This is a genomic window from Limnobaculum eriocheiris (assembly GCF_021010575.1).
Classification (GTDB): Bacteria; Pseudomonadota; Gammaproteobacteria; order Enterobacterales; family Enterobacteriaceae; genus Limnobaculum; species Limnobaculum eriocheiris.
Genome location: NZ_JAJNAG010000001.1, coordinates 52622 through 66669 on the forward strand (window position 1 = coordinate 52622; position 14048 = coordinate 66669).

Genomic DNA, 14048 nt, shown 5'->3' on the forward strand with positions numbered 1-14048 from the left:
CCTTCTCTTAGGCAACCGCATCCGCGGTGGAATTTAACATGGCCAAACTCAGGGCTTTTCCTTCAGTGGCTTCGTCATGGGTTAACTCCCCGGACAGCGCGCCTTCGCGCATTACCAGAATACGGTCGGCAAGGCCGAGCACTTCCGGTAAATCACTGGAGGCAAAAACAACGGCGATGCCCTGTTTTGCGAGTTCATAAATAACGTTATAGATTTCGTGTTTAGCACCGACGTCGATACCGCGCGTAGGTTCATCTAACAAAATCACTTTCATCTCTTCTGATAACCAGCGGCCAAGAATGGCTTTTTGCTGGTTACCGCCGGAAAGATTCATAATCAACTGTTCTGCCGATGGGGTTTTGATATTGAGTTCGCGAATACGCTGTTGCGCATTGCTGTTTTCCCAACGGTTATTGATCAGGCAGCCTGCGCTAAGGGTTTTGCGCCGGGCGCTGATATTGATATTGTCTTTGACGGAATGCACCGGAATGATGCCTTCGGCTTTACGGTCTTCAGGGCATAACATAATCCCCTGACAGATACCGTCGATAGGGGTGGTGATATTCAGCGCCTTACCATCTAATTCGACACTACCACTGGTAATGCGCGTTGCACCAAAGAGTGATTTCAGGAGTTCACTGCGGCCAGCACCCACCAGACCAAATAAACCAACGATTTCCCCCTGGCGCACCTGGAAACTAATAGGGTGTTTAACGCCCGGTGCTTTAACATTTTTCAGTTCAAAGCGGACTTGTCCTAAAGGGCGAGGGCTATAGCCATAAATATCGCCAATATCACGCCCAACCATGGTTTGAACCAGTTCGTCGTGGGTCAGGTTTGGAATATCGGTAAAGGTTTTCATGTAGCAGCCATCTTTAAACACGGTGATGGCGTCGCTAAGCGCGAAGATCTCTTCCATGCGGTGTGATACGTACAGAATAACGCGGCCTTCAGCACGGAGTTCGCGAATAACGCGAAATAATTGTTCAATCTCTCTGGCGGACAGCGAACTGGTTGGTTCATCAAAAGCAATGATCTTAGCGTTACGTGCCAGTGCCTTGGCTATTTCCACCATTTGCCACTGACCAATGGAGAGATATTTAAGTGGAGTATCCGGATTAATATCCAGCCCCAGATGCTCCAGTTGAATACGAGCCTCATAGTTGAGGAGTTTTTTATTGACCACGCCGCCTTTGGTTGGCAACTGCCCCAAATAGATATTTTCAGCGACGGTCATTTCAGGAACTAAATGCAATTCCTGATAAATAATGGCAATACCGGAATTCAGGGCATCCATGGTATTAGTGAATTTTACCGGCTGTCCCTTGACCTTAATCTCACCCGAGGTTGGGATATAGTTGCCACTGAGTATTTTAAGCAGGGTTGATTTTCCTGCTCCATTTTCTCCCATCAGTGCATGAACCTGACCTGGGTGGCAGTCAAAGCTAATGTTTTGCAGCGCTTTCACGCCTGGAAACGTTTTACTGATTTGACAAAACTCGAGATAAGGTGATTGCAGCGTAGGCATAATAAGTTCCTTAATGCTCGTACCACTTATCCGCAGGGGGCCTGTAAATGTACACGGCCTATAACAAGTGACTGACGGAATAAGTATATTTTTTGTTTTGATAACAAGACGCTGTATTAAGAGGGCAGATGGTTAACCATCTGCCCGATGGACAATTACAGTCCTTTCTTTTCCAGTTCAGCTTTGAAGTTGTCACGAGTGATCAGCACTACGTCAGTAACTTCTGTGAATTTAGCCGGTTCAACTCCTTTGGTTTCCCAGTTATAGAGCATTTCAATACTCTTATAACCGTGTACGTCCGGGCTTGGTAACAGTGAGCCATAGAAGCCGGTAGCGTTAGCTTTTGACAGCTCATTTACCGCATCCACACCGTTGATACCAATACAGATAACGTTCTCAGGTTTGAAGTTCTGACCCTCTGTTGCACGTACTCCGCCCAGAATGGTGTTGTCGTTAAAGCCAACGATCAGCCAGTTTTTCACTTCCGGATGCTGTACTAACATGGAGTTAGCAGCATCAAAAGAACCCGGGATATCATTTGATTTGCTGGGTACCTGATAAATTTGTTTCTCAGGGAAGCCAGCCGCTTTCAGCGCCTCCATAGAGCCTGAAGTGCGGCGACGTGCGGTATCCAGCTCGTTAGAGGTAATCGCCATAACGCCTGTTTCAGCGATGTTCCACTTACGTTTACTCATCTCTTTCCATAGCTCCTGGCCCTGGCGCTCACCAATTTTGGTGGCGGCCATCATGACCAGAGGAACCGTATCCATCGGTTTACCTTTAGCGTTAACGAACTGGTCATCAACGGTAACCACTTTCAGGTTGTAACTTTTGGCCTTAGCCATAATTGCCGGCCCTAATTTCGGGTCCGGAGTACAAATAACAAAACCCTTAGCTCCGTTAGCAGCCAGGCTGTCGATAGCGTTCAGAGTTTTTTCGCCGTCCGGAACGGCAATTTTGATTACGTCAAAACCGAGGTCTTTACCTGCTTTATCCGCAAATGCCCACTCGGTTTGGAACCAAGGTTCTTCAGGTTGTTTAACCAGAAAGCCGAGCTTCATCGTTTCAGCGATAGCTGAATGTGACATAATCGCCGACAATCCTACAACAGCAAGGGCCTTAGTGAATTTATGCATATGTTCTATCTCTCCTGTACTTGGTCTATATAGTCTAATTGGCTATCTTTATGATATTGACTCAGCGAGATCTACTATTGTTATAACAACGGATTTGTATTTAACATGCCTGTTTTAAGCTTGTTCATATGCAATCCATAACAAAGTGGCATAAGTTTTAACGTTTATTGAATATGATTTTTTAGAGCGCCATCACAATTAGAAATTACAGCAATATCGTTCATATATTCAGTGAAAAAGTGATGTATTTTGATTTTGAGGTAGATCACACTCCATCTTAAGAAAGCAAGATTGTGCATATTTCTAGCTAATGCATCCTCGCCGATTTGATGGGATTTTTTTATGGTATCCCCAAACAAAATCACCATTAATTCGTATATGAGGTTTTTATGTCAAAAGGCGCTATTGCTCTTGGGCTTGACTTCGGTAGTGACTCTGTTCGCGCTTTGGCTGTCGATTGCATAGAAGGCTCCGAGATTGCAACGGAAGTCGTCTACTATCCTCGCTGGAAGCAGGGACTATTCTGTAAACCATCTGATAATCAGTTCCGCCACCACCCTCAGGATTATATTGAGTCGATGGAACAGGCAATTAAAGCCGTGGTTGCCATGCTGACGCCGGAACAGCGTAAGAATATTGTGGGCATCGGTGTGGATACGACGGGTTCAACGCCGGCTCCGATTGATAATGAAGGGCGGGTGCTGGCGCTGCGTCCTGAGTTTGCTGATAACCCAAATGCGATGTTTGTGTTATGGAAAGATCATACCGCTATTGAAGAAGCGGAAGAGATTAACCGCCTGTGCCATAACGGTAAATTCGATGACTACACCCGTTATATTGGTGGTGTCTATTCATCCGAATGGTTCTGGGCCAAAATACTACATGTTTCCCGCGCGGATGCTGCGGTACGCAGTGCGGCTACCTCATGGGTTGAGCTCTGTGACTGGGTTCCTGCATTATTGAGCGGTACTCAGGCGCCAACCAATATTAAACGTAGCCGTTGTGCTGCCGGGCATAAAGCCTTGTGGCATAGGGACTGGAATGGTTTACCTCCGCGTGATTTTCTTCAGGCATTAGATCCTATTCTGGTTAATGACCTGACTTATCCTATGTTTACCGAAACCCATACCGCCGAAAAACCAGTAGGGCAAATCACCAAAGAGTGGGCTGCGCGTTTAGGCCTGCCGGAAAACGTGATGATTTCCGGTGGTGAATTTGATTGTCATATGGGCGCGGTAGGGGCTGGAGCTCAACCCTATACGCTGGTGAAAGTGATTGGCACTTCCACCTGTGACATTCTGCTGGCGGATTACCAACTGGTAGGCGATCGTGCCGTTGCCGGTATTTGTGGTCAGGTAGACGGTAGCGTTATTCCGGGTTTTATCGGGATGGAAGCGGGGCAGTCGGCATTTGGTGATATGTACGCCTGGTTTAGCCGCTTACTGTCATGGCCGTTGAATCATGCGGCAACCCAAAACCCTGAGTTAGCACCAGCGTTGAAGCAAATCGAATCTAATTTATTGCCCGCCTTAACAGAAGCCTGGGCTCAACAAACCTCACTGGAAAAACTCCCTGTTGTGCTTGACTGGTTTAATGGCCGCAGAACGCCGTTTGCCAACCAGCGACTGAAGGGGGTTATCACGGATTTAAATTTAGGTACCGATGCACCAACCCTGTTTGGTGGATTCATTGCCTCTACAGCATTTGGTGCCCGCGCCATTATGGAGTGTTTTGTTGAGCAGGATATTCCTGTGGAGAACGTACTGGCATTAGGCGGTATTGCCCGTAAATCGCCGGTGATCATGCAGGTTTGTACCGATGTCATGAATCGCCCTCTGCAAATCGTTGAGTCCGATCAGTGCTGTGCTCTGGGGGCCGCTATTTTTGCTGCGGTTGCTGCCGGTGTTCACACCACGATTCAGGATGCTCAACAGCACATGGCCAGCCCAATCGAACGCACGCTGACGCCAGATCCACAGCGTGCTGCACAGTATGAAAAACTTTATCAGCGTTATCAGCAATGGAGCAACGTCGCTGAACCTTGCTATGCGGCAAAAGCCGAATAACCTGTTACCCCATTTTGAATTAGCCTGCTGAGAAGCAGGCTCTCTATAGGAGTTTATATGAACGTCTTTAATCAGTTAGAAGTTTGGTTTGTTATCGGTAGCCAGCATCTGTACGGGCCAAAAACGCTGCAACAGGTGAGCCAGCAGGCTCAGGAAGTGGTTGATGGCTTAAATAAGCAGGCCGGATTACCGATTAAATTAGTTATCAAACCGCTGGCAACTACGCCGGATGAGATTGTGAACCTGTGTCGGGAAGCGAACTATGCACAAAGTTGCGTAGGTATTGTCACCTGGTTACACACTTTCTCTCCAGCCAGAATGTGGATTGCTGGTTTAAGCCTGCTGGAAAAGCCGTTATTACAACTCCATACCCAATACAGTAATGAAATCCCATGGGGCACCATTGATATGGATTTCATGAACCTGAGCCAAACCGCTCACGGTGGTCGTGAGTTTGGTTTTATTGGCGCTCGTATGCGTAATGAGTACACCGCCGTTGTGGGCTCATGGAAAGATAAAGAAGTGCATCACAAGCTGGATCGCTGGATGCGCGTTGCTGCCGGTATTTATGAAAGCAAAAACCTGAAAGTTGCACGTTTTGGCGACAATATGCGTGAAGTAGCGGTCACTGAAGGTAACAAAGTTTCTGCACAGATCAAATTTGGTTATGCGGTAAACGGCTACGGCTTAGGTGATTTAGTCTCAGTCGTGGATGCCGTTTCTAAAGGTGAGATTGATGCGCTGGTTGAAGAGTACGAAGCTACTTATCGTCTGACTGATGTGGTGAAAGTTAATGGCGCTAAACGTAGCAATCTGCTGGAAGCAGCCCGTATTGAACTGGGCCTGAAAAAATTCCTGGAGCAGGGCAAGTTTGGTGCTTTCACCACGACCTTTGAAAACCTGTATGGCTTAAAACAACTGCCGGGATTATCAGTACAACGCTTAATGCAACAGGGTTATGGCTTTGGTGCTGAAGGCGACTGGAAAACTGCTGCACTGCTGCGCATTATGAAAGTAATGGCAGGCGGTATGAAAGGCGGCACTTCCTTTATGGAAGACTACACCTACAACTTTGCTGCGGGTAACGATCTGGTTTTAGGTTCTCACATGCTGGAAGTTTGTCCATCTATCGCCAGTGAAGAGAAACCACTGCTGGATGTGCAACATTTGGGAATTGGTGGCAAAGACGATCCGGCTCGTCTGATTTTCTCGGCGCCGGCAGGGCCAGCACTAAATGCCAGCCTGATTGATATGGGCGGCCGTTTCCGTCTGCTGGTGAATACGGTTGATACCGTTAAGCCACCACACGATTTGCCTAAGCTTCCGGTTGCGCATGCAGTCTGGAAAACGCATCCATCACTGGACGTAGCGGTTGAAGCCTGGATTCTGGCGGGGGCGCGCACCATACGGTGTTCACTCAGGCGCTGGATGTTGAGCATCTGCGTATCTATGCTGAAATGTGCGGTATTGAGATGCTGGTTATTGACCAGAGTACCGAGATTCCGGCGTTTAAGAACGAAATTCGCTGGAATGAGGTTTACTACAAGCTGTGTCGCTAAGACATAGAGATAACCTGAATGTCGTCGCTGATAGTATCGTACCAGAACAGGCACGGTGCTAACGATGAACTCTAAGCCTCTGGCATTGATGTCAGAGGCTCTCCTCTTTCAGTTATCGGTTAATTCTAACGGTTTATTGAGAAAGAAAAGATGAGAAGGCAAAACACTATGTACCAGCAACTGAAAAAACAGGTTTTAGAAGCTAATCTGGCTTTGCCCCGTTACCATTTAGTGACCTTTACCTGGGGAAATGTCAGCGGAGTCGATCGTGAGCGCGGTGTGATTGTGATTAAGCCGTCAGGTGTTGAGTATGAACATATGACGGCTGACGATATGGTGGTAGTGAGTCTGGAAACCGGAAAGGTTGTTGAAGGTAACAAAAAGCCGTCATCGGATACCGAAACTCATCTGGCGCTGTATCGGGCATTCCCTGAGATTGGTGGGATTGTGCATACTCATTCTCGTCATGCCACTATTTGGGCGCAGGCCGGGCGCGATTTATCTGCATGGGGAACTACCCACGCAGACTATTTCTATGGCCCCATTCCTTGTACCCGAAGAATGACACCGGCAGAAATAGCCGGAGAGTATGAACTGGAAACCGGTAATGTGATTATCGAAACGTTTAAAGTTCTGGGTATCAACGCTAAAGATGTGCCGGCTGTATTGGTTAATTCTCACGGTCCTTTTGCCTGGGGAACCGATCCGGATAATGCCGTGCATAACGCCGTAGTGCTGGAAGAGATCGCCTATATGAATCTGTTTACCCGCCAGCTAACGCCAGATTTAGGTGAAATGCAGCAGGAGCTATTGGATAAACACTATTTGCGTAAGCATGGTAAGAATGCTTATTAGGGGCAGTAACCGCATTATCAGCGCAATTAAAAAGAGCTGTCATTGATATGACAGCTCTTTCTGTTAATTTCTTACTTCAATCTCTAACTAACGGATTTCAATTGCGCTTTCCTGATTGAATAATAATCCAACCAGCAGCCTATCAAGATACCCATCAGACACAGCAGCCCGCCAATATTTAACAGCGCTTCTTTTATATAGTAGAGCGTACTGAACTCAGTTGCGGACCAGAGCAGTAATATCAGCCATATACCCAACATGCTTGCACCGGCGATAACTAATCGGATAGCCGACTGGTACTGACGGGAAAAATGTATTCTGGGCATAAAGCTGTTTGTTTGTTGGGTATATTCCAGAGTCTGACGGCATAGTGCCAGCAACAGCAATCCGGGAATCGCCATTACAATGGTAAACAGATAGAACATAGGCCAGTTGTAATGTTCAACAAACCAACCGGCAACCGGGCCAACGTAAACACGACCAACGGCAGACAATGCTGAGAGCAGGGCAAATTGGGTTGCAGAGAATGATTTATTACACAGGGTCATCAGCAGGGCAACAAAGGCTGCGGTACCCATTCCTCCACACAGATTTTCGAAGAAAATTGCGCTGCCCATGGTGATAATATTTTTGTCGGTTACCGCCAGAATCCAGTGACCAAAGTTGGATACCGCCTGCAAAATACCGAACAGCATCAGCGAGCGAAACAGCGTTAGCTTTTGCATCAAAATGCCGCCGATCAGTACGCCAATAATGGTGGCGAACAGGCCCAGCGTTTTATTTACCAGACCTACTTCACCGGCGTTAAAGCCTACGCCGCGAATCAGGAAAGTGGTACTCAGGCTACCTGCAAAAGCATCACCCATTTTATACAGTACGATCAGCAACAGAATCAGCCAGGCATTATTACGGCCAAAGAAATCTTTTAGCGGTTCAACTACCGCCTGTTCAATGGTTCTGGGCGTTGACGCCATGGTTTCAGGCTCTTTTGCCCATAAGGTGGCGATAATACCGATAACCATCAACAGCGCCATTAGCCAGTAGGTCGCGCGCCAGCCCAAATAGTAATGGGCAATCCACAGCGCCAGACCACCAGAAACTAACATGGCTAAACGATAGCCTAATACTGAAATAGCAGCACCGTTTCCCCGCTGGTCCGCCGTCAGTACATCGGTTTTATAAGCATCAAACACAATATCCTGGGAGGCGGAGAAGAAGGCAATCATTACCGCCAGTGCTGCCATGAGCCATAAATCGTGTTGAGGGTTCAGGCAGCCAATAGCAAAAATCAAAATAACCAGTGCAACCTGGGTTAACAGCATCCAGCCACGACGGCGGCCAAGAAATGGCAGACTGTAGCGGTCCATCAACGGTGACCAGAGAAACTTGAAAACGTAGGCTTGCCCAACTAAAGAGAAGAAACCAATGGTGGTTAGATCCAGACCCGCTACGGTCATCCAGGCTTGCAGGGTTCCGGAAGTTAAAGCCAGAGGCAGCCCGGATGCAAAACCAAGCAGTAACAATACCGCGGTATTACGTTGAGTAAACGCTTTAAAATAGTGATTAGTCATAGGCTCAGAAACCCCTGCCGGTTTGAGCAGGGGTTAATACTGGATTAATTACGTGCATTTTGACGGATAAAGTCGCTGATGCTGGTATCCTGCGCCATTTCATTAATGGTGTCGGTTAACGCCGCATTGATAACATCTTCGATGTTTTTGTTGCTGGCGGTGAAGGCACCTTTAGTATTGTGGGTGGTGCGGAAGTTTTTAGTTTGCTGCTGGCCATTTTTGGCCTGGCTGATAATCGAAATATTAACTTTGGTGACGATGTTATAGCGTAAGTCACCTTCCTGAACGTCCGCGTACAGGTTATTGATAATAATCTGTACGTTAACGCTGCCTTCCGGGCCTACCATATAACCACGGGCACGCAGTTGCTTCTCCAGGGCCTCCTGTAGCAGGAAACGCACATCCCGCGATGGGGTCAGCGTTAACAGTTGACCGTCACGATTTACTTTAGCTAAAGCACTATCCTGACGCTGGTCTGCACTGGTGAGGCTGATGGTTGCTCCCATCAGCGATGGATCTTGCTGAGGAAGGTTCATGGTTGGGTTGATATTTAATGTCGTATCCGGGCGGGCACAACCGGCCAGAATAAATAACGCCATTAAGGGAAAAAAAATACGCTGTGGCAGAGTCATTTTAATCACGGTAAACCTTTAAATTCAATTTATTATCCATGTACCGCCTCGATGATGGCATCATCAACGAATACCTGATCCTAATCAGAGGTCAGAGCGGCTTGTGTGTTGGTTTAGTCACCTGCATTGTTAATTATATTGCCGAGATAAACCGTGGTACAAATAAGACCGGCACCTATCATATCATTGCTCTGGTGATGGGGAAGAGGGGAAATGATAATATCGTACAGGTTAATGTGTTTTTTATAGGGATTGCCCGTCGTCGGTTTTTGATCGCTCATTCGGGCTCAACTCAGTTAATCTACCGCGTTGATTTATTTTTAAATAAAAGTGCGCTTTTCTCAGGCAAAACCATTGATGCTGTACTTTAATTGCATGGGTAATAAAATGTTGATGCTGAACAGAGCAAGAATTAATCATCAGGAAGCCGGTTGGATAACTAAATCATGATGCAAGAGATTATTAAAAATAAGTTAGCGGTGCTGGAGCCGGTATTTATTGGTGTGGTGAACGAAAGCGATCAACACAATGTGCCAGCGGGTTCAGAAAGCCACTTTAAAGTTGTTATCGCTTCAAGTCACTTTGAAGGGCAGCGCCTACTGGCGCGTCATCGTATAATTTATCAGCTGTTAGAACAGGAGATGCAACAACCAATTCATGCGCTGGCATTGCATACCTATACGCCTGACGAGTGGCAGAAACAGCAGGACTCAGTGCCGGATTCACCCGAGTGCCGTGGCGGTAGCCGTTTTTCATAGTTATTGAATCAGGATGAAAATCGGGCCTGATATCCATAAAAATAGGCTAATAACCATCGGTTGGGTAAAGTTTCGGGAACTGAATCACGATTTATCTGGTACTAACTCCCTCTCTTTTCTCGACTCATCATCAATGCGCGGCTATAATGCTGCGTCTAATTTTCCGGACTTTATTCGGGATGCTTCCGACAATAAGGGATAGGGTACCGTAAGCGCGGCCGTCCCGGTCTTAAGAAACGTTTTCAAATTTGCCTGGTGCAACATTGAAAATCGCTTCTGGAGTTGACCGAGCACTGTGATTTTTTGAGGTAACAAGATGCAAGTTTCCGTTGAAACAACTCAAGGCCTAGGGCGCCGTCTATCAATCGCTGTTGCGGCTGACGTGATTGAAGAAGCAGTAAAAAAAGAGCTGGTAGATATTGCCAAGAAAGTACGTATCGACGGCTTCCGTAAAGGAAAAGTACCAATGAATATTATCGCTCAGCGTTATGGTGCTTCTGCGCGCCAGGACGTGCTGGGTGAGCTGATGCAGCGTCATTTTATTGATGCCATCATCAAAGAAAAAATCAATCCGGCTGGCGCACCGAAGTATGTACCGGGCGAATACAAGCTGGGTGAAGACTTCAACTATGCGGTAGAGTTTGAAGTGTATCCGGAAGTAGAACTGAAAGACTTAAACACCATCGAAGTTGAAAAGCCAGTGGTTAACGTGGGTGAAGCCGACGTTGAAACCATGCTGGATACGTTACGCAAGCAGCAGGCAACCTGGAAAGAAACTGATGGCCAGGCTAAAGCTGAAGATCGCGTAACGGTAGATTTCACCGGTTCTATCGACGGTGAAGAGTTCGAAGGTGGTAAAGCCTCTGATTTCGTTCTGGCCATGGGCCAGGGCCGTATGATTCCAGGCTTTGAAGAAGGCATTCTGGGTCATAAGAAAGGTGAAGAGTTTACTATCGATGTTAACTTCCCTGACGATTACCATGCAGAAAACCTGAAAGGTAAAGCGGCTAAGTTTGCTATCGTTCTGAAGAAAGTTGAAGAGCGTGAACTGCCAGAATTTACACCAGAATTCATTTCTCGCTTTGGCGTAGCTGACGGTACGCTGGATGGCTTAAAAGCGGAAGTTCGTAAAAATATGGAACGTGAGCTGAAAGGCGCTATCCGTAATCGCGTTAAGACTCAGGTTATCGATGGTCTGATCAAAACGAATGAGGTGGATGTTCCTGCTTCACTGGTTGACAGTGAGATCGACGTGCTGCGTCAACAAGCGGCACAGCGTTTTGGTGGCAAACAACAGCAAGCGATGGAATTACCTCGCGAACTGTTCGAAGAGCAAGCTAAACGTCGTGTTGTCGTGGGTTTACTGTTAGGTGAAGTCATTCGTAAGAATGAACTGAAAGCTGACCAGACTCGCGTTAATGCACTGATTGAAGAAATGGCTTCTGCGTATGAAGATCCACAAGAAGTAATTGAGTTCTATAATAAGAACAGTGAACTGATGAACAACATGCGCAACGTTGCTATGGAAGAAGAAGCAGTAGAAACACTGCTGGCTAACGCTAAAGTAACTGAGAAGGCTATGTCATTCAGCGAGCTAATGAATCAGACTCCAGCTGCATGATAATGCTTTGAGAGCAGACAGAAAGTTGACTTAGTCGCTATTCTTCTGCAAATATGGCTCGGAGGCTCTGTTTCCGGGCCATTTTTCTATCAGGAGACCCCAATGTCCTACAGTGGCAAGTTAGATAATTTTTCATCAGATATGGAACAGCCTATGGCACCTCACATGGCGTTAGTACCAATGGTGGTTGAGCAGACTTCCCGTGGAGAGCGTTCTTACGATATTTTCTCTCGTCTGTTAAAGGAGCGTATCGTTTTCCTTAACGGTCAGATTGAAGATCATATGGCGAATCTGATTGTGGCTCAGTTGCTGTTTCTGGAAGCTGAAAACCCGGAAAAAGATATTTTCATGTATATCAACTCACCGGGTGGCGTGATCACTTCTGGTATGTCTATTTATGACACCATGCAGTTTATCAAACCTGATGTTAGCACTATGTGTTTAGGTCAGGCTTGTTCAATGGGTGCGTTTCTGTTGACCGCTGGTGCTGCGGGTAAACGTTTATGTTTACCGAATGCTCGCGTCATGATCCACCAACCATTAGGTGGTTACAGAGGCCAGGCTTCAGACATTCAGATTCATGCGGAAGAGATCCTGAAGATCAAAGCTAAAATGAATCAACTGATGTCCCACCATAGCGGAAAACCACTTGAAGATATCGAGCGTGATACTGACCGTGACAGATTCCTGTCCGCTCAGGAAGCGTTGGAGTACGGTTTGATCGATGAAATCGTTACCTCAAGGGTATAATCATTATCCCTGACATTGAGTCTGTTTAGCGCCTACACTTATAGAAACAGGTAGGCGTCAGGGGAAGTGAAGCAGGATGCGCAAAGAAAGTTTAAATTTATGAGGTTTACTGATGACAGATAAGGGCAAAGACGGTTCAGGAAAGCTGCTGTACTGTACCTTCTGTGGTAAAAGCCAGCACGAAGTTCGCAAGTTAATCGCTGGTCCGTCAGTGTATATCTGCGATGAATGTGTCGACTTATGTAACGATATTATTCGCGAAGAGATTAAAGAATTAATCCCACACAGAGAGCGCAATGCACTGCCTACACCACACGAAATTCGTCAGCATCTTGATGACTATGTGATCGGACAAGAGCAGGCTAAAAAGGTTCTGGCGGTTGCGGTTTACAATCACTATAAGCGTTTACGTAATAGCGATAGCAGCCACGATGTTGAATTAGGTAAAAGTAATATTTTGCTGATTGGCCCAACGGGTAGCGGTAAAACATTACTGGCGGAAACGCTGGCGCGTTTTCTGGATGTGCCATTTACTATGGCGGATGCAACCACATTAACGGAAGCGGGATATGTGGGTGAAGATGTTGAAAACATCATCCAAAAACTGCTGCAAAAATGTGATTACGATGTTGAGAAGGCTCAACGCGGTATCGTTTATATCGATGAAATCGATAAGATTTCCCGTAAGTCAGACAATCCGTCTATCACCCGTGATGTATCCGGTGAAGGGGTGCAGCAAGCACTGTTGAAGCTGATTGAAGGTACTATTGCTGCCGTTCCTCCGCAGGGTGGACGTAAGCATCCACAGCAAGAGTTCTTACAGGTAGATACCTCTAAGATCCTGTTTATTTGTGGTGGTGCGTTTGCCGGGTTGGATAAAGTTATCGGCATGCGTATTGAAACAGGTACCGGTATCGGCTTTGGCGCAACGGTGAAAAAAGCATCGGATAAAGCCACCGAAGGCGAGCTGTTTAAGCAGGTTGAACCGGGTGATTTGATCAAGTACGGTTTGATTCCGGAGTTTATTGGTCGTCTGCCGGTAGTGGCTACGCTGGGTGAACTGGATGAGCAAGCGCTGATTCAGATTCTGAAAGAGCCTAAAAATGCGTTAACTAAACAGTATCAGGCGCTATTCCACCTTGAAAATGTTGAGCTGGAATTCCGTGATGAAGCGCTGGAAGCCATCGCTAAAAAAGCGATGTCACGCAAAACTGGTGCTCGTGGTCTGCGTTCAATCGTTGAGGCGGCATTGCTTAACACCATGTATGACATTCCTTCAATGGAAAATGTGGACAAAGTGGTGATCGATGCTTCGGTTATTGAAAATAATACCGATCCACTACTGATTTACAGCCAGGCTGAAGCTCAGGCATCAGGTGAGTAATCAATAAAACCATCGCCAGATTTTAATAAAATACGGTTAAAAGTGGCGTTGTAATCAGTGATAAAAGCAGGGGGATAATATCCTCCTGTTTTTTTATCTTTATCTACCGTTGAATGTAATTGAATAGTCCCCATATACTCTTTCATGTACTACGTTAATAACGTATCCCCCATTTCCGTTAATGTTTT

12 protein-coding genes and 1 pseudogene are annotated in these 14048 nt (G+C 46.6%); 8 read left to right on the top strand and 5 right to left on the bottom strand.

Translation table 11 applies throughout. The features are described from left to right. Positions 1-7 precede the first annotated feature (7 nt). Positions 8-1528 carry an L-arabinose ABC transporter ATP-binding protein AraG gene (gene araG / locus LPW36_RS00255; RefSeq protein WP_230607518.1) on the bottom strand — a complete coding sequence of 507 codons (1521 nt, stop codon included), beginning with the start codon at positions 1526-1528 and terminating at the stop codon, positions 8-10. A 155-nt stretch (positions 1529-1683) separates the two neighbouring features. Continuing rightward, positions 1684-2664, bottom strand: a complete 981-nt coding sequence (locus LPW36_RS00260) for an arabinose ABC transporter substrate-binding protein (RefSeq protein ID WP_230607519.1) — start codon at positions 2662-2664, stop codon at positions 1684-1686. A gap of 389 nt (positions 2665-3053) precedes the next feature. Here LPW36_RS00260 and LPW36_RS00265 point away from each other — a divergent pair, with 389 nt between their 5' ends. The 3 genes and pseudogenes from LPW36_RS00265 (at position 3054) to araD (ending at position 7144) form a co-directional block, all read left to right on the top strand. Further along, complete coding sequence (locus tag LPW36_RS00265) at positions 3054-4730, top strand: ribulokinase (RefSeq protein WP_230607520.1); 1677 nt, start codon at positions 3054-3056, stop codon at positions 4728-4730. A gap of 57 nt (positions 4731-4787) precedes the next feature. Then, positions 4788-6289 (top strand): annotated as a pseudogene (araA, locus tag LPW36_RS00270) (L-arabinose isomerase). A gap of 168 nt (positions 6290-6457) precedes the next feature. Then, complete coding sequence (gene araD / locus LPW36_RS00275) at positions 6458-7144, top strand: L-ribulose-5-phosphate 4-epimerase (RefSeq protein ID WP_230607521.1); 687 nt, start codon at positions 6458-6460, stop codon at positions 7142-7144. An 83-nt stretch (positions 7145-7227) separates the two neighbouring features. Here araD and ampG read toward each other — a convergent pair whose 3' ends face one another. Further along, positions 7228-8715, bottom strand: coding sequence for a muropeptide MFS transporter AmpG (ampG, locus tag LPW36_RS00280; RefSeq protein ID WP_230607522.1), 1488 nt, complete (start codon positions 8713-8715; stop codon positions 7228-7230). 44 nt (positions 8716-8759) lie between these two features. Next, the gene (locus LPW36_RS00285) at positions 8760-9347 is read right to left on the bottom strand and encodes a lipoprotein (protein ID WP_420844693.1); all 588 of its coding nucleotides are present in this window, start codon (positions 9345-9347) and stop codon (positions 8760-8762) included. A 38-nt stretch (positions 9348-9385) separates the two neighbouring features. Here LPW36_RS00285 and LPW36_RS00290 point away from each other — a divergent pair, with 38 nt between their 5' ends. The 5 genes from LPW36_RS00290 (at position 9386) to clpX (ending at position 13860) form a co-directional block, all read left to right on the top strand. Continuing rightward, on the top strand, positions 9386-9718 hold the full coding sequence (locus LPW36_RS00290) for a hypothetical protein (protein ID WP_230607523.1): 333 nt from the start codon (positions 9386-9388) through the stop codon (positions 9716-9718). Positions 9719-9793: 75 nt separating this feature from the next. Next, positions 9794-10105 (top strand): BolA/IbaG family iron-sulfur metabolism protein, encoded by a 312-nt coding sequence (locus tag LPW36_RS00295; RefSeq protein ID WP_230607524.1) that lies wholly within the window; start codon positions 9794-9796, stop codon positions 10103-10105. Between the two features lie 316 nt (positions 10106-10421). Next, positions 10422-11726 carry a trigger factor gene (tig, locus tag LPW36_RS00300; RefSeq protein ID WP_230607525.1) on the top strand — a complete coding sequence of 435 codons (1305 nt, stop codon included), beginning with the start codon at positions 10422-10424 and terminating at the stop codon, positions 11724-11726. 102 nt (positions 11727-11828) lie between these two features. Further along, positions 11829-12476, top strand: a complete 648-nt coding sequence (clpP, locus tag LPW36_RS00305) for an ATP-dependent Clp endopeptidase proteolytic subunit ClpP (protein WP_130591009.1) — start codon at positions 11829-11831, stop codon at positions 12474-12476. A 112-nt stretch (positions 12477-12588) separates the two neighbouring features. Beyond that, positions 12589-13860, top strand: coding sequence for an ATP-dependent protease ATP-binding subunit ClpX (clpX, locus tag LPW36_RS00310; protein ID WP_218468012.1), 1272 nt, complete (start codon positions 12589-12591; stop codon positions 13858-13860). Here the strand turns inward: clpX and LPW36_RS00315 are convergent. Next, complete coding sequence (locus tag LPW36_RS00315; protein WP_230607526.1) at positions 13842-14006, bottom strand: hypothetical protein; 165 nt, start codon at positions 14004-14006, stop codon at positions 13842-13844. The two genes, clpX and LPW36_RS00315, sit on opposite strands and share 19 nt — an antisense overlap. Positions 14007-14048 lie beyond the last annotated feature (42 nt).

Coding starts and splice junctions, on each gene's coding strand:
- ampG (WP_230607522.1), bottom strand. CDS start 8,715: ATGACTAATCACTATTTTAAAGCGTTTACTCAACGTAATACCGCGGTA.
- LPW36_RS00285 (WP_420844693.1), bottom strand. CDS start 9,347: ATGACTCTGCCACAGCGTATTTTTTTTCCCTTAATGGCGTTATTTATT.
- LPW36_RS00290 (WP_230607523.1), top strand. CDS start 9,386: ATGTACCGCCTCGATGATGGCATCATCAACGAATACCTGATCCTAATC.
- clpP (WP_130591009.1), top strand. CDS start 11,829: ATGTCCTACAGTGGCAAGTTAGATAATTTTTCATCAGATATGGAACAG.
- LPW36_RS00315 (WP_230607526.1), bottom strand. CDS start 14,006: ATGAAAGAGTATATGGGGACTATTCAATTACATTCAACGGTAGATAAA.
- LPW36_RS00260 (WP_230607519.1), bottom strand. CDS start 2,664: ATGCATAAATTCACTAAGGCCCTTGCTGTTGTAGGATTGTCGGCGATT.
- araD (WP_230607521.1), top strand. CDS start 6,458: ATGTACCAGCAACTGAAAAAACAGGTTTTAGAAGCTAATCTGGCTTTG.
- tig (WP_230607525.1), top strand. CDS start 10,422: ATGCAAGTTTCCGTTGAAACAACTCAAGGCCTAGGGCGCCGTCTATCA.
- LPW36_RS00265 (WP_230607520.1), top strand. CDS start 3,054: ATGTCAAAAGGCGCTATTGCTCTTGGGCTTGACTTCGGTAGTGACTCT.
- clpX (WP_218468012.1), top strand. CDS start 12,589: ATGACAGATAAGGGCAAAGACGGTTCAGGAAAGCTGCTGTACTGTACC.
- LPW36_RS00295 (WP_230607524.1), top strand. CDS start 9,794: ATGATGCAAGAGATTATTAAAAATAAGTTAGCGGTGCTGGAGCCGGTA.
- araG (WP_230607518.1), bottom strand. CDS start 1,528: ATGCCTACGCTGCAATCACCTTATCTCGAGTTTTGTCAAATCAGTAAA.